The sequence below is a fragment of the Rhodanobacter sp. FW021-MT20 genome, from assembly GCF_041107475.1.
Classification (GTDB): Bacteria; Pseudomonadota; Gammaproteobacteria; order Xanthomonadales; family Rhodanobacteraceae; genus Rhodanobacter_A; species Rhodanobacter_A glycinis.
Genome location: NZ_JBGBPX010000001.1, coordinates 515,200 through 535,741, shown reverse-complemented (window position 1 = coordinate 535,741; position 20,542 = coordinate 515,200). Strand labels below are relative to the sequence as shown.

General features: G+C 64.3%; 23 protein-coding genes. 19 read left to right on the top strand and 4 right to left on the bottom strand.

Annotated elements, in window-relative coordinates; all coding sequences use genetic code 11:
• Positions 1–36: 36 nt before the first annotated feature.
• From hemW to rph, 3 genes are all read right to left on the bottom strand, one after another.
• The gene (gene hemW, locus AB7849_RS02580) at positions 37–1,203 is read right to left on the bottom strand and encodes a radical SAM family heme chaperone HemW (RefSeq protein WP_037101010.1); all 1,167 of its coding nucleotides are present in this window, start codon (positions 1,201–1,203) and stop codon (positions 37–39) included.
• A gap of 11 nt (positions 1,204–1,214) precedes the next feature.
• Complete coding sequence (gene rdgB / locus AB7849_RS02575) at positions 1,215–1,814, bottom strand: RdgB/HAM1 family non-canonical purine NTP pyrophosphatase (RefSeq protein WP_008213644.1); 600 nt, start codon at positions 1,812–1,814, stop codon at positions 1,215–1,217.
• A 95-nt stretch (positions 1,815–1,909) separates the two neighbouring features.
• Complete coding sequence (gene rph / locus AB7849_RS02570) at positions 1,910–2,644, bottom strand: ribonuclease PH (protein WP_008213646.1); 735 nt, start codon at positions 2,642–2,644, stop codon at positions 1,910–1,912.
• Positions 2,645–2,735: 91 nt separating this feature from the next.
• Between rph and AB7849_RS02565 the strand changes: the two genes are divergently transcribed.
• The 19 genes from AB7849_RS02565 (at position 2,736) to AB7849_RS02475 (ending at position 19,423) form a co-directional block, all read left to right on the top strand.
• The gene (locus tag AB7849_RS02565) at positions 2,736–3,596 is read left to right on the top strand and encodes a YicC/YloC family endoribonuclease (RefSeq protein ID WP_008213647.1); all 861 of its coding nucleotides are present in this window, start codon (positions 2,736–2,738) and stop codon (positions 3,594–3,596) included.
• Positions 3,597–3,669: 73 nt separating this feature from the next.
• Positions 3,670–5,055, top strand: a complete 1,386-nt coding sequence (locus AB7849_RS02560) for a tyrosine-type recombinase/integrase (RefSeq protein ID WP_202799654.1) — start codon at positions 3,670–3,672, stop codon at positions 5,053–5,055.
• Positions 5,056–5,061: 6 nt separating this feature from the next.
• Positions 5,062–5,547 carry a hypothetical protein gene (locus tag AB7849_RS02555; RefSeq protein WP_008213649.1) on the top strand — a complete coding sequence of 162 codons (486 nt, stop codon included), beginning with the start codon at positions 5,062–5,064 and terminating at the stop codon, positions 5,545–5,547.
• Positions 5,548–5,613: 66 nt separating this feature from the next.
• Positions 5,614–5,838 carry a helix-turn-helix transcriptional regulator gene (locus AB7849_RS02550; RefSeq protein WP_008213650.1) on the top strand — a complete coding sequence of 75 codons (225 nt, stop codon included), beginning with the start codon at positions 5,614–5,616 and terminating at the stop codon, positions 5,836–5,838.
• 48 nt (positions 5,839–5,886) lie between these two features.
• Positions 5,887–6,372, top strand: a complete 486-nt coding sequence (locus AB7849_RS02545; RefSeq protein ID WP_008213651.1) for a hypothetical protein — start codon at positions 5,887–5,889, stop codon at positions 6,370–6,372.
• On the top strand, positions 6,353–7,912 hold the full coding sequence (locus AB7849_RS02540) for a DUF3631 domain-containing protein (protein ID WP_008213652.1): 1,560 nt from the start codon (positions 6,353–6,355) through the stop codon (positions 7,910–7,912). The genes AB7849_RS02545 and AB7849_RS02540 overlap by 20 nt, the downstream gene beginning before the upstream one ends.
• Complete coding sequence (locus AB7849_RS02535; protein WP_008213653.1) at positions 7,909–8,109, top strand: hypothetical protein; 201 nt, start codon at positions 7,909–7,911, stop codon at positions 8,107–8,109. The genes AB7849_RS02540 and AB7849_RS02535 overlap by 4 nt, the downstream gene beginning before the upstream one ends.
• A 5-nt stretch (positions 8,110–8,114) precedes the next feature.
• Complete coding sequence (locus AB7849_RS02530) at positions 8,115–8,486, top strand: HGGxSTG domain-containing protein (RefSeq protein WP_369500539.1); 372 nt, start codon at positions 8,115–8,117, stop codon at positions 8,484–8,486.
• 451 nt (positions 8,487–8,937) lie between these two features.
• Complete coding sequence (locus AB7849_RS02525; RefSeq protein ID WP_139201689.1) at positions 8,938–9,678, top strand: sensor histidine kinase; 741 nt, start codon at positions 8,938–8,940, stop codon at positions 9,676–9,678.
• On the top strand, positions 9,675–10,325 hold the full coding sequence (locus tag AB7849_RS02520) for a response regulator (protein WP_092702014.1): 651 nt from the start codon (positions 9,675–9,677) through the stop codon (positions 10,323–10,325). The genes AB7849_RS02525 and AB7849_RS02520 overlap by 4 nt, the downstream gene beginning before the upstream one ends.
• Positions 10,326–11,070: 745 nt before the next feature.
• Positions 11,071–12,444 carry a hypothetical protein gene (locus tag AB7849_RS02515; RefSeq protein WP_369500522.1) on the top strand — a complete coding sequence of 458 codons (1,374 nt, stop codon included), beginning with the start codon at positions 11,071–11,073 and terminating at the stop codon, positions 12,442–12,444.
• Between the two features lie 17 nt (positions 12,445–12,461).
• Positions 12,462–12,965 (top strand): hypothetical protein, encoded by a 504-nt coding sequence (locus AB7849_RS02510; protein ID WP_008213658.1) that lies wholly within the window; start codon positions 12,462–12,464, stop codon positions 12,963–12,965.
• A 3-nt stretch (positions 12,966–12,968) separates the two neighbouring features.
• A complete protein-coding gene (locus AB7849_RS02505; protein WP_008213659.1) occupies positions 12,969–14,957 on the top strand; it encodes a GMC family oxidoreductase in 1,989 nt (662 codons plus the stop codon).
• A gap of 227 nt (positions 14,958–15,184) precedes the next feature.
• Positions 15,185–15,811, top strand: coding sequence for a guanylate kinase (gene gmk, locus AB7849_RS02500; protein ID WP_008213660.1), 627 nt, complete (start codon positions 15,185–15,187; stop codon positions 15,809–15,811).
• Positions 15,812–15,884: 73 nt separating this feature from the next.
• Complete coding sequence (locus AB7849_RS02495) at positions 15,885–16,721, top strand: ABC transporter ATP-binding protein (RefSeq protein WP_037101018.1); 837 nt, start codon at positions 15,885–15,887, stop codon at positions 16,719–16,721.
• Positions 16,718–17,491 (top strand): lipid asymmetry maintenance ABC transporter permease subunit MlaE, encoded by a 774-nt coding sequence (mlaE, locus tag AB7849_RS02490; RefSeq protein ID WP_008213668.1) that lies wholly within the window; start codon positions 16,718–16,720, stop codon positions 17,489–17,491. The genes AB7849_RS02495 and mlaE overlap by 4 nt, the downstream gene beginning before the upstream one ends.
• 55 nt (positions 17,492–17,546) lie before the next feature.
• Positions 17,547–18,410 carry an outer membrane lipid asymmetry maintenance protein MlaD gene (gene mlaD / locus AB7849_RS02485; protein WP_008213669.1) on the top strand — a complete coding sequence of 288 codons (864 nt, stop codon included), beginning with the start codon at positions 17,547–17,549 and terminating at the stop codon, positions 18,408–18,410.
• 37 nt (positions 18,411–18,447) lie between these two features.
• The gene (locus tag AB7849_RS02480; RefSeq protein WP_092702022.1) at positions 18,448–19,119 is read left to right on the top strand and encodes an MlaC/ttg2D family ABC transporter substrate-binding protein; all 672 of its coding nucleotides are present in this window, start codon (positions 18,448–18,450) and stop codon (positions 19,117–19,119) included.
• A 1-nt stretch (position 19,120) separates the two neighbouring features.
• Entirely contained in the window at positions 19,121–19,423 is a 303-nt protein-coding gene (locus AB7849_RS02475; protein ID WP_369500521.1) for an STAS domain-containing protein, read from the top strand.
• Positions 19,424–19,505: 82 nt separating this feature from the next.
• Here the strand turns inward: AB7849_RS02475 and AB7849_RS02470 are convergent, their stop codons facing one another.
• A complete protein-coding gene (locus tag AB7849_RS02470; protein ID WP_050984289.1) occupies positions 19,506–20,381 on the bottom strand; it encodes an MlaA family lipoprotein in 876 nt (291 codons plus the stop codon).
• Between the last annotated feature and the right edge of the window lie 161 nt (positions 20,382–20,542).

Below are 20,542 nucleotides of genomic sequence, written 5' to 3'. Positions count from 1 at the left end.
CCGAACGTCGTCAACTGGCCGGCATGGCCCGGGGACTCAGGGCAGGAAGCTGGCGATCACGTCGTTCAGGAAACGCTGGCCGAGGGGCGTGGTGCGCAATTGCCGTGGATCGTCGACGAGCCAGCCACGGCGGCGTGCGTCAGCCAGCGTGGCAGCGATGTGCTCCGGCGGCAGGCCAGTGCGGGCGGCGAAATCGGCCATGGGCACGCCGTCGATCAGGCGTAGCGCATTGAGCATGTATTCGAACGGCAGCTCGGTTGCGCTGATCACGCTGTCGCCGCCGATGCGGGCCCGGGCGGCGCCCGCTTCCATATAGGCTCGTGGAAGGCGCGTTTTCCAGCGGCGGTGGATTTGGTCGCTGGCGGCATCGCTGAGCTTGCCGTGGGCGCCGGCGCCGATGCCGAGGTAGTCGCCGAATTGCCAGTAGTTGAGGTTGTGCGCGCAGCGGCGACCCGGCTGCGCGTAGGCGGAGATTTCATATTGGCCATACCCGGCTTGGGCCAGGCGCGCCTCGCAGGCTTCCTGCATTGCCCAGGCATGGTCATCGTCGGGCAGCGGCGGCGGATTGGCGGCGAAGGCGGTGTTCGGTTCCAGCGTGAGCTGGTAATGCGAGATGTGCGTGGGCGCCAGCGCGATGGCGCGTTCCACGTCGGCCAGGGCGCCGTCCAGGGTTTGCTGTGGCAGCGCATACATCAGGTCGAGGTTGATGTTGGCGTAGCCGGCATCCTGCGCCGATTTCACTGCCGCCTCGGCTTCGCTTGCCGAGTGAATGCGGCCGAGGCGCTTCAGCTTGTCATCGTCGAAGCTCTGCACGCCGAACGAGATGCGGTTGACCCCGGCGGCCAGATAGCCGTCGAAACGGCCGTGCTCGACCGTGCCCGGATTGGTTTCCAGGGTGATCTCGGTGTCATTCGCCAGCGGCAGGCGCTGGCGCACACCGTCGAGCAGGCGGCCGATCAGCTCCGGTGCAAACAGGCTGGGCGTGCCGCCGCCGAAGAAGACGCTGACGATGGGACGGTCCTGCGCCGCTGCGCCGAAGTCGCGCAGGTCGGCATCGAGATCGGCCAGCAGGAGCTCGATGTAGTCGGCGTAAGGCGGTGGTTCGCTGCGCAAGCCATGCGAGTTGAAGTCGCAGTACGGGCACTTCTTCACGCACCACGGCATGTGGATATACAGCGACAGCGGTGGCGCGACCAGACTCATTGCGATCAGGCTCATGCGTACCGCTCGCGCAAGCCCTCGCGCAACTTCACCAGCGCCTGGCCGCGATGGCTGAGGCGATTCTTCAGCGCGTCGTCCATTTCGGCCACGCTCTGTTCGTAACCATCGGGCAGGAACACCGGGTTGTAGCCGAAGCCACCGGTGCCGCGGCCTGCTTCGAGGATGCGTCCGTGCCAGCGCGCCTCGGCGATCAGCGGCGCCGGGTCGTCGGCGTGTTGCAGCAGCACCAGTACGCAGATGAAGAACGCGCCGCGCTGGTTGCCTGGTACACCGTCCAGTGCGCGCAACAGCTTGGCGTTGTTCGCCGCGGCGTCGCCGTGGCCGCCGCTGTAGCGCGCCGAATACAGGCCGGGCGCGCCGTTGAGATGGTTCACGCACAGGCCCGAATCATCGGCCAGCGCGGGCAGACCACTCGCTTGCGCGGCGTGGCGTGCCTTGAGCAGAGCGTTCTCGACGAAGGTCAGGCCGGTTTCCTCGGCATCGTCGATGCCCAGCGTGGCCTGGGGCACGACTTCGAGCCCGCTGTCGGCCAGCAATGCGCCGAATTCCTTGAGCTTGCCCGGGTTGCTGCTGGCCAGAACGATGCGTTGCATGGTGATGTGGATCTCCTGAGCCTGGTTGCCCTCACCCCGTGCTCTCTGCCGCAGGCGGGAGAGAGGGAGTGATCGTCGCGCTGCACGCGACCACGTTATTCGATGGAAGTGGCCAACGCGGCGCGTTGCGCGGCCACCAGTTCGCCGATGCCCTTTTCGGCCAGCGCCAGCAAGGCATCCATCTCGTCGCGGCGGAAGGCGTGGCCTTCGGCGGTGCCCTGGACTTCGATGAAGCCGCCACCGTCATTCATCACCACGTTCATGTCGGTGTCGCAGTTCGAATCCTCGGCGTAGTCGAGGTCGAGCACCGGCAGGCCCTTGTAGATGCCGACCGAGACGGCGGCAATCGCGCCGACGATCGGGTTGCGCTTCAGGTTCTCGCGCTTCATCAGCAGGCTCACCGCGTCGACCAGGGCCACGTAGGCGCCGGTAATGGCCGCGGTGCGGGTGCCGCCATCGGCCTGCAGCACGTCGCAGTCGAGGGTGATCACGCGCTCGCCCAGCGCCTGGCGATTGATGCAGGCGCGCAGGCTGCGGCCGATCAGGCGCTGGATTTCCATGGTGCGGCCGCCCTGGCCACCGCGCGCGGCTTCGCGCTGCATGCGGGTGTTGGTGGCGCGCGGCAGCATGCCGTATTCGGCGGTGACCCAGCCTTCGCCCTTGCCGCGCAGCCAGGCGGGTGCCCGATCCTCGATGCTGGCGGTGCACAGTACGCGGGTGTCGCCGAAGCTGACCAGTACCGATCCTTCGGCATGGCGGGTGTAATGGCGTTCGATGGTGACGGGGCGCAGCTGATCGCTGGCACGGCCGCTGGGGCGAGTGACGTTCATGGGGGCTTTCCTGGCTTCGCGTGGCCGGATTGGGCAGGCGGGGCGCCAGAGTTTACCATTGCGTCCTTTCCTCCACCTCCGGAAGCTTCCGATGATCCGCAGCATGACGGCTTACGCCAGCGCCGAAACCACCGGTTCCGCCGGCACGCTCAGTTGCGAACTGCGCACGGTCAATCATCGTTACCTGGAGCTGAGTCCACGCCTGCCGGACGACTTGCGCAATGCCGAGTCGCTGTTGCGCGAGCGCGTCGCGGCGAAACTGTCGCGCGGCAAGGTGGACCTGACCGTGCGTCGCAACGGCGAGTCGCGCGGAAGTTCGCTGCAGCTCGACCGGACGCTGCTGGCGCGTTTGTCCGAGCTGTCGCTGGATATGGAGGCGCAGTTCCCGCGCATGCGCGTGGAATTCACCGAACTGCTGCGTTTTCCTGGCGTGATGCAGCAGGAGGCGGTCGATCCGGAAGCACAGCAGGCGGCGCTGTTCGAGGTGCTTGATCGCGCCCTGGACGTGCTGACTGCCACCCGCGAGCGCGAAGGCGCCAAGATCGAGGAGGCGTTGCGCGACAAGCTCGACGCGATCGAACGCATCGTCGCTGACGTGCGCGGCTGGATGCCGGAAATACGCACTGCCCTGCGCGCACGGCTGGAATCGCGCCTGGCCGACCTCAAGCAGCCCGCCGACCCGGGCCGGCTGGAGCAGGAACTGGTGCTGCAGATCACCCGTTGCGACGTGGACGAAGAGCTGGACCGCCTGGCCACCCATATTGCCGAAACACGCCGCGTGCTCGGCCTGAAGGAGCCGGTCGGCCGTCGCCTCGACTTCCTGATGCAGGAATTCAATCGCGAGGCGAACACGCTGGGTTCCAAGTCGGTCGACGCGCGCACCACCAATGCCGCAGTGGAACTCAAGGTGCTGATCGAGCAGATGCGCGAACAGGTGCAAAACGTGGAATGATGTTTCATGGTGTCCAATGCCGTCCGGTGTGAAACGTTAAGTTACTGAAAGCCCGCGAATTGCGGGCTTTTTCTTGTCCGACACCAACCGATGGTGTCCATCTCCATCCGGCTGTACCCTTGTACCCAAGCTTGTACCCAATGGGTACAAATTGGCTTCGGATTGGGTACAACGTCGAGAGGTGGCTATGGGCAAGCTGTCAGACGTCGAGATACGGCACTGGATTGCTGCCGGCGAGCGGTTCGAGGGGAAGGGCGACGGCGGCGGTTTGAGTCTGCGCTATCGCCAAGGGGACGCCGTACCGCGCTGGCTGTTCCGCTACCGGCTCGCCGGCAAGCCGCGCGTGTTGCACCTGGGCAGTTACGGCACCTTGTCGCTGGCGGATGCGCGTAAGACCGCCAAAGAGATGCGGGCGCGGGTAGCGCTGGGGTACGACGTGGCCGGCGAGAAACAGGAGCGTGTGCAGGAAGCCGCCGCCAAGATCGAGGCTGCGCAGAACGCGGTCACCGTCGCCAAGCTAGCCGACGAATACCTAACCGAGCGAATCATCGGGCGGTGGAAACACCCCAACATCGTGCGCAGCCGGATCGAGCGCGATATCAAGCCGGCCATCGGCCACCTGCATCTCGCCGACGTGAAACCGTCGCACATTGACGCGCTGCTGAAAGGCATCGTGAAGCGTGGCGCCCCGACGATGGCAACGGACGTGCTGCGCTGGCTGAAAAGGATGTTCGATTACGCGATCAAGCGCGAGATGGTGCTTAGCAATCCGGCGGCGGCGTTCGATCCATCGGACGCGGGCGGTAAGGAGGAGGCGCGCGACCGCTGGCTGACCCGTGCGGAGCTGGTGCGCCTGCTGGCCGCAATGAAGGCAGCGAAGGGCTGGACGTACCAGAACACGCTCACCGTGAAACTGTTGCTGATGCTTGCGGTACGCAAGGCGGAACTGATTGAGGCGCCGATCAAGGAGTTTGATCTTGAGGCCGGTGTGTGGGCGCTTCCTGCCGACCGCACCAAGACCGGGCAGGCGGTGGATATCCCGCTGCCGCGCCAAGCCGTCGAGGCGCTGCGCGAGCTGGTGCGTCTGGCTGGGCATAGCGCGTGGCTGCTGCCGGCGCGCAAGATGCAGACGCGCATGGTTCCGCATATCGACTTGAACACCGTGGGTGCAGCCATCGCCAAGAACATCCGTCCCCTGCTGGGCGCAGACTTCCCGCCGTTCGTGGTGCACGACTTCCGCCGCACGGCGCGCACGCATTTGGAAGCGCTGGGTGTGCTGCCGCACGTTGCCGAGCGTTGCCTGAATCACAAGCTGAAAGGCGTGGTGGGCATCTACAACCGGCATGACTATTTCGAGGAGCGCGCGGACGCACTGCAACGCTGGGCCGACCTGCTGGAAGAACTGGAGGCTGGCGGCGTGGGAAAGGTTGTGTCGATCAAGAAGCGCAAGGCGAGCTGATTCGTCATGCCGAAGCGCAAGGTAGGCGATTCAATGCTGCCGCCGGATGTAGAGGAGGCGGCGCTCGCTGCCATCCGCGAAGCGCTCAAGCATCCGCGCGTCCTGACTGCCGAGGAGGAGCGCGACTTTCTGGAGCGTCGAGCACATGGCGCTATCGAACGGCACGAGTACATCGTCACCATGCGGCGCGGCAAGCTGGTGTATCGCGAACATGGTAAGGCGGGCGCTGATCTATCCGTGCCGCCGTACTACTGGCACATGCTCCAGCGGCGCCGCGACTTCGAGGCCGAGGCGGCCAAGGTAGAGCGCCAGCTTGCCGCACGGTGGCTTTATCAACCGCGCCAGCGCAAAGCCGAGGTGCTGGCGCTTCGCATCGTGGAGTTATCCCAAAGCATTACCGGCACAAGCCGCTTGAAGCGCATCGCGCGCGAGGCCGGTTGCAGTGTGCGGACTGTGGAGCGCGCACTGAAAAACACGACAAAACGAAAGTAACCGATTCAAGCGCGCCAGCCGGGTACATATCGTCCATGACCGTCCAAACCAACAAAGGACGGTTACATGGCAACCGAAGTTATCCCCACGCGCTTCCTGCGCGTCTCCGATATCACCCGCAACCGCCGCACCGGCAAGCCCGGTTTGCTGCCGGTCACCGCGAGTACGTGGTGGGCCTGGTGCAAGAGCGGCAAGGCGCCGGCGCCGATCAAGCTGAGCGCGGGCGTCACCGTCTGGCGCGAGGCCGACGTGCTGGCCTTCGCCGAATCGCTGGCCGGGGGTGCGCAATGACCGCCCCCCAGAAACGCCACCGCCCCGACGCGGCAACGTCGAGGCGGCATGGGTAACAACAACGAGTTGCGTCATGTTACCGCGTCGCCGTCCGCGCTGCTGCTGCCGCGCCTGGAGGGCGTCATCACAACCGGCAAGGGGTGGCGCGCACGTTGCCCTGCACATGGCGGCAAGTCCGCATCCCTGAGTATTGCCGAGGGCGACAACAACACGCTGTTGCTGCATTGCTTCACCGGGTGCAGCGTCCACGACGTACTCGCTGCCGTCGGCTTGGAGGTGGGCGACCTGTTCGTGCGGAAAGACCTGCGCAGCATGTCGCCTGCCGAGCGCAGCCAGTTGCGGCAAGCGGCGTTGCTGCCGAAGTGGCGGGCTGCCCTGGAAGTGTTGAACACCGAGGCCGGCGCGGTGTTGATCGCAGCCGACCAGCTTGCCGATAACCAACCCTTGAACGATGCCGACCTGACCCGCCTGCGCGTGGCCTGTTTGCGCATCTTCGACGCAACGGAGGTGCTACATGCGCACTCAGACCTATAGTGCCAGCATTGATGACCTGGCCGAACGCGAGGCCACGGTATATCCGGTCGCCGACCGCATCGACCTTGCGCTGCGGAACCTGGACAGTGACCCCGGCGCGATCTTTGAACGGGACGTGCTGGCCGATCTGATCGAAGTGCGGCAGGCCGACCCGGCGCGATACCAGCGCGTGCGTGCCGCAGCGAAGGTGGCGAAGGTCAGTGTGGGCGAACTGGACAAGCTCACCACAACGAAGGATGACGCCGGCACCGTCGAACTGTTCCCGTACGTGGAGCCGTGGCCGGAGCTGGTGGACGGCGCGGCGATGCTTGCGACTGTGTACAAGATCATTGCGCAGCACGTCATCGCCGATCCGCCCACGATCTGCGCGGCGGCCTTGTGGATCGCGCATACCTACTGCATGGACGCGCTCACCGTGTCGCCGCTGGCACATATCAGCGCGCCGGAAATGCGTTGCGGCAAGACGGTGTTGCTTACGGCCATGATGCGGTTGTGCTTTCGCCCGCTGTCTGTGGCGAGCATTTCCCCGGCAGCAATCTTCCGCACGGTGGAGCGCTGGGCACCGACGCTGGGCATTGACGAAGTGGACGCCTTCCTGAAAGACAACGAGGAAGCGCGTGGGCTTATCAATTCCGGCCTGTACCGCGAGACTGCCGGGGTCATTCGCTGCACGGGGGATGACAACGCGCCCACGCAATTCAGCACCTGGGCGCCCAAGATTCTCTGCGGCATCGGCAAGCTGGCCGGCACCATCGAGGATCGTTCCATCCCGTTGCGCATGCGGCGCAAGGTGGCGGGCGAGGTGGCCGCCAGCATCCGGCGATCCGATTCGCAGCCGTGGGCTGATCTGCGTTCGCAATTGACCCGCTGGGCGGATGACCATCGGCAGCCGGTGGGTAGGGCGCACCCGGCCCCAGCGGCAGGGCTGGGCGACCGCGCGCAAGACTGCTGGGAGCCGTTGCTTGCCATCGCCGATGAAGCGGGCGGGGAGTGGCCGCGTCGGGCGCGCGCGGCGGCGCTAGCGCTTCATGGGGTGGAGGAAGAAACCCCGAGCATCGGCGTGGAGCTGCTGCACGACGTGGAGGCAGCGTTCAAGGAGAGGCAGACCACAAGGCTTGCCAGTCGCACGCTGCTGGACATCCTGACCGGCGACGTGGAGGCACCGTGGGCAACGTGGAACCGGGGCAAGCCGCTGACGGTGCGCCAGCTTGCCGCGAGGCTTTCGGAGTTCGGCATCAAGCCCAAGACGATCCGCCTTCCGAACGAAGATCGGCTCAAGGGCTACGCGCTCGCCGACTTCGCCGATGCGTTCCGCCGTTACCTTTCCGGCGAAGGGGGGCATTCATCCGTGACACCGGGACAACCGCATGGCAGCGCGGTTTGCGGGGCATCGCCAAGCGTGACGCAAGCGCCAGCGGCACGGATAGCGCAAGCCCCGGAACCCGCATGGGACAAGGCTTGTCACGATGTCACGGATAAAAGCGGGGGCGCAGAGAAAAAGGAAGGGCACGGCATAGACGGGGAGGCATACAAGCTATGAATCCCGCCACTATGAACCCGTTGCAGGTGCTGTTGCTGTGCTGGGCAGCCGGTGCCGTATTGAGCCGCGACGGCGACTTCCTGCACGTTGAAACCAGCAGCGGCAGCATGCCGCCCGAACTGCTGGACGCACTACGCGCGAACAAACCCGCCCTGCTGGCGATCCTTCCGGCACGATCCACGGAGGCTGCGCCGTGACGCTAATGCGAACAGTACGCGCGCAAGCGGGAGAGCCTGGTGTTTTCGGAGAGGTACGCGCACGGGCGGATGACACTGTGCCGGGAGGCTGCCCCGGCAGCACCCGGCGCGGCGTGCCTGCCGACTACGCGGGCGACGATCCACGCCTATGCAATGCCCGGACGAAATCGGGGCGACCCTGCCGCGCGCTGAAGCTGGGCGGTGGGCGCTGCAAGTGGCACGGTGGCCTGTCCACCGGCCCCCGAACACCCGAGGGCAAGGCGCGGTGTGCCGACAACCTGCGCCGCTGGCGGGAGGGCTGCACAATCGCCCCGGAAAACTCCGGTAGCTCCAACCAATCCGCACACATCGCGCGCGTGGGGCGCGGGCGCGAGTGAGTCTGGCGCGCCAGACAGGCCGGGGCGCTGGCATAGCTGCCGGAGCCGGGCCGCTATACTTCCCTGATGAATCGACCGCCTACCCCCGCGTTTCGTTGTACCCAAGCTTGTACCCATGCGGAAAAGTTGAATGGACGTTTCCCTATCTGGCGCGGTTTGTATGCCGCACTGTGGGTTTAGGTGCAACGTCGAGTAATTGCATCGTGCCCCGGTGACGCCGTCCGGCCGTGTAGCTGCATGCACATTCCTATCGCGCATGGCTGTCACGGCGCTGGCGTGCGCCGTGATTCCGTATTGCGCACACGCTGGCAGAACTTTTGCTGGCCGCGATGGTAGATTATGACGACTCGCTGCATGGCCTGTCGCCATGCTGTCGTCCGTGGTGTGGACAGTGCAATCGGTCGCTGGGCGTCGGATCGCCCACCGCGGGCCGGGAAGGCGGGAGGGGGATATGTCGTCGATACACGAGGCTGTTGACGGTGTAGTGCCAGGCGCGGCTCACGGGCGGTCGTCTGCGGGCGCCGCGCTGCCCGATGCTCAGTTGATACAGCAACTCCACGACGGTCCTTCGCAATGGATGGCACTCGCGCTGCTCCAGCTGGATCGCGCACTCAGTACGGGACGGCAAGTGGATGCCCGGTTGCTGGACGGTGTCCGCACGCTTCTGAGCGAAGCGACGCGAAGTATTCGCGGCGTACTGGAGGATTGGTGTGACACTGAATTGCCACCCGCCATGTCGATGGTGGATGCGTTGTCGGATCTTGGTCTGCGAGTAGCTGCACTGACCGGATTGAGCTTGCGGGTGCAGTGCGATAACCCAGCGACTGATCCCCCCGCCACCGTGTCCTTCACTGTGCTGAACGTAGCGCAGGAAGTGCTACTGAATACCTGCAAACACGCTCCCGGTGCGCATGCTGCCATGCGTTTGCGTGCTATCGGCAGCGGTTTCGAATTGTCCATTTGCGACGATGGCCCCGGTTTCGACCCCGTGGCGATGTATCGTCGCCACGACATCGTGGGTGGACTCGGACTGGGTGCACTGCCTCGACGCATGACCAGCGTGGGCGGGAGCTTCAGTATCCTCAGTCGCCCCGGGCACGGCACTCAGGTCCTGATCCGATGGCCGGCCATTGCCGGGTGTCGCGATAGCCACGGCCATGGTGGCTGTCGCCCGGACGTGTCGGCGCGATGAACGTCAGAGTCATTTTGGGAGATGACCATGTCATGCTGCGCGAAGGCTTGGTTGCCTTGCTGCAGAATGAACCGGACATTGACGTGGTGGGACATGCCGGTCACGGCTTGGATCTGCTTCGCTTGGCGCGAGAGTTGCGTCCCGACGTGGTGATCGCGGATGTTGCCATGCCGCTACTGACCGGGATCGAGGTGGTGCGGCGCATACGGGGCGAAATATTGCCAAGCAAGGTGCTGTGCCTCTCGGTAAGTGCGCAGCCGGGGCAAGTTACTGAGGCGCTGGAAGCAGGCGCCTCGGGTTACGTGCTGAAGGAAAACTGTTTCGATGATCTGGCGCGGGCGATTCGCCACGTTTTCAATAATCAGGTTTTCCTGAGCACCGAACTCGTGGCTCCCATGATGAGTACATACAAGGCTGGCGGCGATAGGCGCATTGTCGCAATGCCGCCGCCGTTGACTTGGCGTGAGCGTGAGGTCACCCGGCTTTTTGCTGAAGGTTGCTCCACGCAACAAGTAGCCAAGCGGCTGCACATCAGCACCAAGACGGTGGCGACCCATCGGGCCCACGTATTCCGCAAGCTCAACATAAGCAGCCTTGCTGAGCTGACACGTTTTGCTGTGAAGCATGGCCTTACTCCGCTGGACTGACTTCCCGACATGCAGCGATGCAGCTGCAGAATGATCGTGCACGTTCTTTCAGCGGGTTTGTTCGTGGAGGCTCGGACGCCGAGAGGAAGAGTGTTTTTGTGCGTCTTCGGCATCAGCAAAACGGAGGGCAATATCAGCAGATTGCCGATAGGGCGTAACGGAAGCCTGCGGCTATGCTGCAAGCGTGCCTTTTGCCGCTTTCCGCAGTTGGTGCATGACCATTCGGCGGGACGGGGACGCAATGGCATCAAGGCTCGCGGCTGATGGACGCATTGGCAGTTCAGCACAAGGATGCTGACGGCTTTCTGCCGCAGTTGTACGTGCGCATCTAAGCCTCGTGGAGAGGGGGGCTTGGCCGGGTGATGCTGTGCTGCTATGCCAGACAAACTGGCGCAGTTGAGCTCGCACGTCTATGTGCATGGCAGCGAGATCCATCTGGGACCAGTGCAAGAAAAGTATTTGCAGCGTGGGTCTGGGGACATGGCCTAGTCGGGGCAGGTGCAGGTGCGACCATCAATGGGAACGCGTGCATGCAGTGGGAGACGGCTGCGATGGGAGCAAGAGTGTTGCAACTGAAGTGAAGCTGTGACAGCCATCGGATGGTTTGTCCGGTGGTGACGGCTAGTTCACTGCGTGCGTGGTTTGCGCAGACATGTGTGGGATGTCGCGAGTTGCGGTCTGCAAGAGGCGCCTGAGGCGGGGAGGGCGCGTCAATGTCCCTGCCAGACCGTAGAGGATGATGCTCATGAAGAACCATATCCCGTCTTTGCGTTTGTTACATTTGCGCCGAGCGTGGCCATTGGGGGTGGCCGCCTCTGGTTTGCTGGTAGCGTTTCTTGCCCAAGGCATGGCGCCCGATGCGCCGGGCGCGGACAAACAGGCGGCCACCGTGCCGGTGCTCAGTCCGACGATTCCGCTGGAGATCACCGTGACCTCGCCGCCGAGCCCGCCCACGCTGGCGTCGTTGCAGCACGATTTCGACGTGTTTTCGTGGCAGATGTTCGTGGCGTTGAACTGGCCGGCGAATGCCGACGGGTCGCCCAACACCAAGCTGACCATCGGCCAGGTGCCACAAGATTCGGTGGTCTGGCAGCACTGGCGCGAGAGCCGCAGCATTTTCCTGCCGAAGGGGGAAACGCCGCGGCCGTGGGGACAGAACACGCCGTTGCCGGCGGTGTGCAGCGGCATCAATCCGAAGACCTTGCCGCCGAATACCTTGCGGCTGACCCAGATCGGCAAGACGCCGAACCTGCTGGACGAGAGCAGCGAGCCGTTCAAGACCGGTCCGCTGATCGACCAGAACGGTCGCTACACGCGTTACGAGATCCTCACCAACGAGACGATGTTCAACTACATCCTCGGCAACACGCTGTATTCGAAGAAGGGGCAGGATGATTTCAATGCCGATGCCAACTTCCCTTCGAGCAGCCCCAAGACCCAGCAGGTCGGCTCGATCATGGTAAAGGCGGCGTGGGTGGAGATGGGCGGCAAGTACGACCCGTCGAAGTTCTTCACCGCCTGGGCGCTGGTCTATGACAACCCCGCCGAGCAGCACGGCGTGAAGCCGTTCTGCAAGCTTGAAAAAGTGGGGTTGGTGGGCTTGCACATCGCGCACAAGACCGCCGATGAGCCGCAGTGGATCTGGTCCACGTTCGAGAACGTGGCCAATGCCCCGACGCAGGGCGAGAAGCTGCAACGCAGCGCGTACAACTTCTTCGATCCGGCCTGCAAGGATTGCCAGGTGAACGAGCCGCCGCCGCGTCCATGGAACCCGGAGAACGCGTACACCAAGCCGTCGCAGATCGAGCGGGTGATCGCGATCACGCCCGAGGCGAAGCGGCTCAACGACAGCTTCCATCGGGCGTTGGCCGCGGTGACGCCCAACTCGGTCTGGCTCAATTACGAGCTGGTGAGCACGCAATGGCCGACCAATGCCAGCAGCCGGATCGATCCGACCGGGGTGCCCGCGCCTTCGTTCCTGGCCAACACCACGCTGGAAAGCTACATCCAGGGCGAGGTCAAGCAGACCTCCAGCAGTTGCATGGCGTGCCACAACAACGCCACCACCACGGCGGGCAAGTCCGCCGATTTCACCTACCTGCTGCAGCGCGCCCAATAACCCGGAGGGACACCGACATGAGCGATACCATGGACAACTTCATCGGCCTGAGCGCGGTGTTGACCGGCTTTGCCAGCAGCATTCTCGCGCCCAGTCTCGACCCGGTGAACATCAAGGCGGAATACCTGCCCTTTTTCACTGCCAAGGTGGTTGCGGAAAGCGGCAATTCGCAATTGGTCGACAGCATTTTCGCGAAGTATGCGGCGTTGGCGGCGCAGCAGTTGAGCGACCAGCAGATCGGCACGGCCATGCTCGACCCGGCCAATGGCGCGGACTTCGTGCTGGCCTGCCGCAAGCTGATCTTCATGTGGTACTCGGGCGCGTGGCCCACCCTGATACCAGCCAGCGCCAGCGCCCCGGCCAGCACGGTCAGCGACCTGATCTCGGCCAAGAGCTACACCTGCGGGCTGGCCTGGCAGGTCATGCAGTCGCATCCGATGGGCGATTCCAACTACCGCTACGGCTACTGGAACAGCCAGCCGCCGGCACTCAACGACTACACCGGCCAGCAAGGAGCGTGACCCATGAGCAATCCAACCTATGACCTGGTGATTGTCGGCTCCGGCATCGCCGGCGCCATCGTGGCCCATCAACTGGGTCGGCAGGGCAAGAAGGTGTTGATCCTCGAAGCCGGTGCGCCGGTGCCGGTGGATCGCAGCGGCTACATGCAGACTTTCTTCAAGGCCAACGCGAAGACGCCCGAATCGCCGTACCCGCCGACGACGCAGAACCCGACCGCGGCCACGCCGGATAACCCGCTGGGCCTGCCCGATCCGGCCACCGAAAACGCGCCGCGCTACACCGTGCTGCAGATCGGCGCCTGGCGCAATCCGAAGCAGTGCTACTTCGACTATCCTCCGCAGCCGCCCTATCTCAAGGGCGACAGTCCGGAGGTCACCTTCGCCTTCGCCAGTTCCTACGAGCGCATCGGCGGCGGTACCACCTGGCACTGGCTGGGCACCAGCCTGCGCCTGTTTCCTACCGACTTCACGCTGAAGACGACGTATGGGCATGGCGTGGATTGGCCCGGCGGGCAAACCTTCTACCAGGCGCTGGTGCCCTACTACGAGAAGGCGACCGACGTGATCGGCGTCTCTGGCGACAAGACGCAGCTCGACACGCTCTACACCCAGTTCAAGGTGTCGCCCAGCGGCCAGTATGGCCCCGACTACGATTACCCGATGCCGGCCATCGTCGACTCCCTGGTCGATCAGGCTTTCGACGTGCCGGCGGTCACCACGCTCACCGTCGACGGCAACCCGGTCTACCTCACGCCCACGCCGCAGGGGCGCAACTCGCTGCCGGGGGACCGGCGCCAGTGCGCCGGCAATACCAACTGCATTCCGATCTGTCCGATCCAGGCCAAGTACGACGCCACCGTGACCCTGGGCGACGCCTTGCAGACCGGCAACGTGGAGATCCGCTATCGCTGCGTGGCCAGCAACATCCGCGTCGACGACGACACCGCCGAAGTCGTCGGCATCGACTACATCAGCTACGACGAGCACACCGGCGACGCCACCGGTTCGGGCACGGTGACCGCGAGCAAGTATCTGTTGGCGGCGCACGCCATCGAGACACCCAAGTTGCTGCTGATGTCGAACAAGAACAAGAACTTTCCGAACGGCGTGGCCAATTCCAGCGGGCAGGTCGGACGCAACCTGATGGACCACGTGATGTACCTGGCCTGGGGCTTGGCCAAGGATCCGGTTTACGCCTTTCGCGGCCCGCTCTCCACCTCGGGTATCGAGTCGTTGCGCGATGGTGCGTTCCGCAAGAATCGATCGGCCTATCGCATCGAGATCGGCAACGAGGGCTGGCAATGGGCGGCCAACGATCCGTTCACCACGCTGGCGGATTTCGTGTTCGGACAGGATACCAACCAGCTCAACGGCAACGCGGTGAACCCGCAGGGGCAGCCGTTGCGCTTCAACCCGAACCTGCCCGCGAACAGCCAGCTTTTCGGCGCGCAACTGGTCGATACGCTCAACGGCATCTACGTGCGCCAGATCCGGCTGGGCTACCTGATCGAGCAACTGCCCGATCCGGACAACCGGGTCGAACTGTCGCCCACCGAGACCGATCATCTTGGCCTGCCGCGTCCGCGGGTCACCTATCGCATTCGCCAGGATTACGAGCGCGACGGTTTCGTTTCTGCCAAGCAGGTGTCCACGGAAATCTTCAACGCCATGGGCGCCACCGAGTACACCAGGACGCCGCCGGCACCGGTGCTGTACGGCGCGGCCGACCAGGTCACCGCTACCAACTTCCAGTACCAGGGCAACAACTTCACCTTCTACGGCGCCGGGCATATTGCCGGCACTTACCGTATGGGTGACAGCAAGTCCGACTCGGTGCTGAATGCCCGCCAGCAGTCGTGGGACCACGGCAACCTCTACATGGTGGGCAGCGGCGTATTTCCCACCATTGCCACGGGAAATCCGACGCTGACGATTGCCGCACTGGCGCTGCAGGCGGCCGACAATATCCTGCAGGACCTTGCCGCAGCGTAGCTGCGAAAGCGTATAGTGCGAATCGCGTCGGGAGGCGGATACTCTTCAGTTTCCCGGCGCGTCAGTCTCCTGGCCCGGAGTGCATGTCGACGCTCCCGCTATACTTGCCCGGATGAAATCCACCTCGCTTTCCCGCTCGCCCCGCTCGCCGTGCAGCCAACGCGGTTTCACTGGCCCGCTTCGGTGTCGTGTACAGCGTAGCCACACGATCGAGCAAGGGCACTGAAATGGAAAAACCGTGCGGCACGCTGTTCATCGTTGCGGCTCCCTCGGGTGCGGGCAAGTCGACCCTGGTCAATGCCTTGCTGGAGGGTGATCCGGCGATCTCGCTGTCGGTGTCGCATACCACGCGGGCGCCGCGGCCGGGTGAGCAGTACGGGCGGCATTACTACTTTCTGGAGCGCGCGGAGTTCGAGCGCGAGATTGCCGAGGGCGTGTTCCTGGAGCATGCCGAGGTGCACGGCAATCTTTATGGCACCTCGCGTCGCACCGTGCAGGAGCTGCTGGCGCAGGGGCATGACGTGTTGCTGGAGATCGACTGGCAGGGCGCGCAGCAGATCCGTGCCAGCAAGCCCGATTGCGTCAGCGTGTTCATCCTGCCGCCGTCGCGGGTCGAGCTGGAGCGCCGCCTGCGTGGCCGCGGTTCGGATGCGCCGGAGGTGATCGAGCGGCGCCTGCACAATTCGCGCGGCGAGATTGCGCATGCGCACGAGTTCGATTTCATCATCGTCAATGATCGCTTCGACGACGCGCTGGAGGACTTGCGCGCGATCGTGCACGCGGTACGCCAGCGCAGCGCATTGCAGTGGAAGCGGCATGAATCGTTGATCGCCGAATTGCTGGCGGCTGAATGAGTCCGACTCGCGACCGATGGTCTTCTGGCCGCGCTTCGGCTACCTTGCTTGTTTTTCCTGTACCCGGCAGTTCATGACCATGCCCGTACCCAACACGCCTGACGAGCAAACCCTGGTGCGCATTCGTGGCCTGACCACGGTGCTCAGCGGCAAGAAGGTGTTCGACGGGCTGGATCTGGACATCCCGCGCGGCAAGGTCACCGCCATCATGGGCCCGAGCGGCACCGGCAAGACCACCTTGCTCAAGCACATCACCGGGCAGATGCGCGGCGATGCAGGCGAGGTGCGGGTGGACGGGCGGAACGTGCCGGAGCTGGGTCGCGAGCAGTTGTACGCATTGCGCGAGCGGATCGGCTACCTGTTCCAGAATTCCGCGTTGCTGACCGATTTCGACGTGTTCGAGAACGTGGCCTTCCCGCTGCGCCAGCACACCAGGTTGCCGGAAGTGCTGATTCGCAACATCGTGCTGACCAAGTTGCAGGCGGTGGGTCTGCGCGGGGCGGCGGCACTGGAGCCGAGCGAGCTGTCCGGCGGCATGGCGCGGCGCGTGGCGCTGGCACGGGCGATCGTGTTCGACCCGATGCTGATTCTCTACGACGAACCGTTCGTCGGCCTCGATCCGATCGCGCTGAACCAGGTGCTGAAGCTGATCCGTACACTGAACCAGACGCTGGGCATCACCAGCGTGCTGGTGGCGCACGAGCTGGAGGCGATCAAGCAGGTGGCCGACCATGTTTACCTGATCGCCAACGGCAAGGTGGTGGCGCAGGGCGATCCGAAAACCATTGCCGACGATGGCTCGCCGTGGACGCGGCAGTTCTTCGGCGGCGAGGCCGACGGCCCGGTGCCGTTCCAGTACCCCGCCGGCGATTACGCCGAGGCGCTGGGATTTTCGCGGAGTAGTCCATGAACGCGCAGGTTGGACGCGACAATATCGTGACCCAGTCGCTGGGCCAGATCGGCGATTGCGGGCTGTTCCTGCTGCGCATCCTGGCGGCGGTTCCGCGCAGCATGCGCCATGCGCTCGAAACGGTGCGCCAGTTGTGGTTCGTGGGCGCGATGAGCCTGACCATCATCATGGTCTGCGGCCTGTTCGTGGGCATGGTGCTGTCGTTGCAGCTGTACCACGTACTGTCGATCTTCGGCGGCACCGCGGCCACCGGCACGGTGGTGGCGATCGCGATCTACCGCGAGTTGGGCCCGGTGGTCACCGCGCTGCTGTTCGCCGGTCGCGCCGGTACCTCGATCACCGCCGAGATCGGCCTGATGCGCGCCACCGACCAGATTGCCGCGATGGAGCTGATGGCGGTCGATCCGCTGGCCTACGTGGTGGCGCCGCGCTTTCTCGCCGGACTGATCGCGATGCCGCTGCTGTGCTGCGTGTTCTGTGCGATGGGCATCTTTGGTGGCCATCTGGTTGGCGTGACCTGGCTGGGTATCGACAACGGCACGTTCTGGTCGAACATGACCGCCACCGTCGACGTGTGGCAGGACATCGTCAACGGCGTGATCTGGAAGAGCCTGGCGTTCGGCGCCGTGGTCTCGCTGATCGCGGTGTTCCAGGGCTTTACCGCGCCGCCGACCAGCGAGGGCGTGGCCTACGCGACCACGCGTACGGTGGTCGCTTCGTCCATCGCCATTCTGGCGTTGGATTTCGTGCTGACTGCCTTCCTGATGTGACCATGCCGATGTCGACCGCCGCCATGACTACCCGTTTCTTTTCGAGGATGATGCCGTGAGCCAGAGAAAATCCTATGCCGTCGGCACCGGCCTGTTCATCGTGCTCGGCTTCGCCGCGCTCGCCTACCTTGCCACCCAGACCAGTTCGGTGGCCAACCGCCACCAGGGCGACAGTTACACCGTCGATGCCCAGTTCACCAATGTCGGCCAGCTCAAGGAGCGTGCGCCGGTGAAGGTGGCGGGCGTGCGCATCGGCCAGGTGCAGTCGATCGAGCTGGAACCCGGCAAGCCGGTGGCCGACGTGAAACTGTCGATCGACAAGCGCTACGCCTCGATTCCTGCAGATTCGGTGGCGAGCATCTTCACCAGCGGCCTGCTCGGCGACCAGTACGTGGGCATCGAGTACGGCCATGCGAAGACCTTCGTGGCCGCTGGCGGCAAGCTCGCGCTGACCCATTCCAGCCAGCCGCTGGAGGCGATGATCGGCAAGTTCTTCGGCGCCGGCGGGGTGAACGACAATATCGGCGGCACTTATCAGGTGACGGCCAACTTCACCAATATCGGCACCTTGTCGGTGGGTGCGCCGGTGAAGATGGCTGGCGTGGTGATTGGCCAGGTCGCGTCGATCCAGGCCGATCCGGTGAAGCTGGATGCCAAGGTCACCCTGGCCATCGACGACACCTTCAACAAGATCCCCGACGATTCGTCCGCCGCGGTGTTCACCAGCGGTTTGATCGGCAGCCAGTACGTTGCGATCCAGCCCGGCGGTTCGCCGGACAATCTCAAGAACGGTGAGGAGATGATCCTGACCCAGTCGGCCATGCAGCTGGAAGACCTGATCGGCAAGTTCCTGGTCAACGGTTCTCCGGGCGACAAGCCCGGCAGCGGCTCATCGTCCACCCCTGCCGGCAAGCATTGAGCCGGTGCCCCGAATTCGAATTCCCAGGAGTCTTCCCATGTTGCGCAACTTGGTTCTTGCCACCGCCCTTGTGCTGGGAGGCGCGATTGCCGCTCCGGCCTTCGCCCAGAATGCCGCCAGCCAGGCCCCGGCCACCGATCAGTCGCCGGTGCAGATCGTGCAGGGCATTGCCCATCAGCTCGATACCGCCGTCGCCGGGCACCATGCCGAGCTGGCGAAGAACAAGGAAAAGCTGATCTCGATCATCAACGAGATCTTCCTGCCGCACTTTGACGTGGATTACGCCTCGATCCTGGTACTGGGCCAGCACGCACGTGCTGCCACGCCGGAGCAGCGCGCCCGCTTCGCCAAGGCGTTCTACAACTCGATCACCCACCGCTATGCGGAAGGCCTGCTCAACTACACCCAGGGCGCGGTGCACGTGCTGCCGTTCAATGGCGACCTCAACAGTCGCCGTACCGTGGTGCGTACCCAGGTGGTGATGAGCAACGGCAAGACCATCTCGGTGGACTACGCGTTCCGCAAGACGCAGAGTGGCGAGTGGAAGGCCTACGATGTGATCATCGAGGGCATTTCCTACATCACCAACTACCGCAACCAGGTCGATGCGGAAATCCGCAAGGTCGGCATCGACCAGCTGATCAAGAATCTGGAGACTCAGGGCGCGCAGGCGCTGAAGTCGATGGAGCAGGACAAGCAGGGCCATTGACGTGACGAGCGGCGAAAGCTTCCGCCTGGACAGCAGCGTGCCGGATACCGTGGCGGTATCCGGCACGCTCAGCTTTGCCACCGCTGCTGCCGCGCTGGCTGCGCTGAATGCGGCGCTCGGCCAGGGCCCGCGCCGCCAGCTCGACCTGGCGGCGGTACAGGGTTGCGACAGCGCCGGCCTGGCCTGCGTGCTGGCGGTGCTGGCTGACGCGGCGGGGCATGGGCGATCCGTGCGCGTGCTGAACGCGCCGGCGGGCATGCGCACGTTGGCGCAGGTCAGTGGCGTGGCTCCGATGCTGGCTTGAGATACCGATCTTGATGCACACATGAAAACGGGGCCGATCGGCCCCGTTTTCATGTGTGCTGCCGGTGCTGCGTGGCGACGCTTCAGCCGTGCCCGGTGGTGCCGGCTGGCAGGGTTGCCCCCTTTGCGTTGGCCGGCTTGGCGGCGCCGTCGTTGTTCTTCTTCTCCCACTGATGCTGCTCTTGAAGCAACTGGTCGGGATCGAAGCCTTTCTGGTCAAGGCCTTGCATGCGCTCGATCACGTCGGAGGGCGGGTTGCCGTCGTACAGCTTGTACAGACGATGCTGTCGGTAGGCGTCACGCAGGAATGCATAGGGGTCGTAGGCGGATTCCAGGAAACTTTCCGCGTCGATCGCCTGCGCGCGCAGCGATACCAGATACAGCACGGAGGGGATGTAGTACACGCCGTGGTGGAACTTGTGGTTGCTGGTGAGGTAATGCAGCGGATCGAAGAAGTAGCTGTCCACCGGCAAGCGCCACACGTCGCGCATGGTGGTCGGGCCGATCAGCGGCAACATCAGGAAGTCGCCTTCCGGCACGCCCCAGCGCGCCAGCGTGATGCCGAAGTCGGTATCGCTATCCGGAATGCCCATGGCCGTGGCCGGGTCGAAGATGCCGCCGATACCCAGGGTGAGATTGACCAGGAAGCGGCCGGAACCTTCCAGCGCCTGCTTCGGGCGCGCCTGCAGCAGGTCGTTGGCCACCGTGATGGGCATGCGCAGGTTGGAGAAGAAATTGCTGACCGAGCGCCGCACCGGCGGGTTGGTCACCTTGCGATAGCCGACGGCCACCGGTCGGATGGCCAACTTGTCCACGGTATCGTTGAAGGCGTAGACCTTGCGGTTGAAGTGCTGCAAGGGATCATCGGTGCGCGGGGGTGCCACGGCGCAGCCGGTGACGGCCAGTACGGCGCAGAGTGCGACAAGCCTGGACAACGGAGAGCGGAAGGATGAAGGCATCGGCAGGGGGTCCGCTGCGGAGGAGGGGGAAGAGAAAATTGTACCGCTTGGTTTTATATTCTGCACGATCCGCGAGCGGACGGTGCCATATCGTTGCCTGACCGCCCATGATACGTGGCCTTGCATTGCCAGCCAAGCGCGCGCTGGCTACACTGTCATTC

Coding starts and splice junctions, on each gene's coding strand:
- hemW (WP_037101010.1), bottom strand. CDS start 1,203: ATGAGTCTGGTCGCGCCACCGCTGTCGCTGTATATCCACATGCCGTGG.
- rdgB (WP_008213644.1), bottom strand. CDS start 1,814: ATGCAACGCATCGTTCTGGCCAGCAGCAACCCGGGCAAGCTCAAGGAA.
- rph (WP_008213646.1), bottom strand. CDS start 2,644: ATGAACGTCACTCGCCCCAGCGGCCGTGCCAGCGATCAGCTGCGCCCC.
- AB7849_RS02565 (WP_008213647.1), top strand. CDS start 2,736: ATGATCCGCAGCATGACGGCTTACGCCAGCGCCGAAACCACCGGTTCC.
- AB7849_RS02555 (WP_008213649.1), top strand. CDS start 5,062: ATGCCGAAGCGCAAGGTAGGCGATTCAATGCTGCCGCCGGATGTAGAG.
- AB7849_RS02550 (WP_008213650.1), top strand. CDS start 5,614: ATGGCAACCGAAGTTATCCCCACGCGCTTCCTGCGCGTCTCCGATATC.
- AB7849_RS02545 (WP_008213651.1), top strand. CDS start 5,887: ATGGGTAACAACAACGAGTTGCGTCATGTTACCGCGTCGCCGTCCGCG.
- AB7849_RS02540 (WP_008213652.1), top strand. CDS start 6,353: ATGCGCACTCAGACCTATAGTGCCAGCATTGATGACCTGGCCGAACGC.
- AB7849_RS02535 (WP_008213653.1), top strand. CDS start 7,909: ATGAATCCCGCCACTATGAACCCGTTGCAGGTGCTGTTGCTGTGCTGG.
- AB7849_RS02530 (WP_369500539.1), top strand. CDS start 8,115: ATGCGAACAGTACGCGCGCAAGCGGGAGAGCCTGGTGTTTTCGGAGAG.
- AB7849_RS02525 (WP_139201689.1), top strand. CDS start 8,938: ATGTCGTCGATACACGAGGCTGTTGACGGTGTAGTGCCAGGCGCGGCT.
- AB7849_RS02520 (WP_092702014.1), top strand. CDS start 9,675: ATGAACGTCAGAGTCATTTTGGGAGATGACCATGTCATGCTGCGCGAA.
- AB7849_RS02515 (WP_369500522.1), top strand. CDS start 11,071: ATGAAGAACCATATCCCGTCTTTGCGTTTGTTACATTTGCGCCGAGCG.
- AB7849_RS02510 (WP_008213658.1), top strand. CDS start 12,462: ATGAGCGATACCATGGACAACTTCATCGGCCTGAGCGCGGTGTTGACC.
- AB7849_RS02505 (WP_008213659.1), top strand. CDS start 12,969: ATGAGCAATCCAACCTATGACCTGGTGATTGTCGGCTCCGGCATCGCC.
- gmk (WP_008213660.1), top strand. CDS start 15,185: ATGGAAAAACCGTGCGGCACGCTGTTCATCGTTGCGGCTCCCTCGGGT.
- AB7849_RS02495 (WP_037101018.1), top strand. CDS start 15,885: ATGACCATGCCCGTACCCAACACGCCTGACGAGCAAACCCTGGTGCGC.
- mlaE (WP_008213668.1), top strand. CDS start 16,718: ATGAACGCGCAGGTTGGACGCGACAATATCGTGACCCAGTCGCTGGGC.
- AB7849_RS02480 (WP_092702022.1), top strand. CDS start 18,448: ATGTTGCGCAACTTGGTTCTTGCCACCGCCCTTGTGCTGGGAGGCGCG.
- AB7849_RS02470 (WP_050984289.1), bottom strand. CDS start 20,381: ATGCCTTCATCCTTCCGCTCTCCGTTGTCCAGGCTTGTCGCACTCTGC.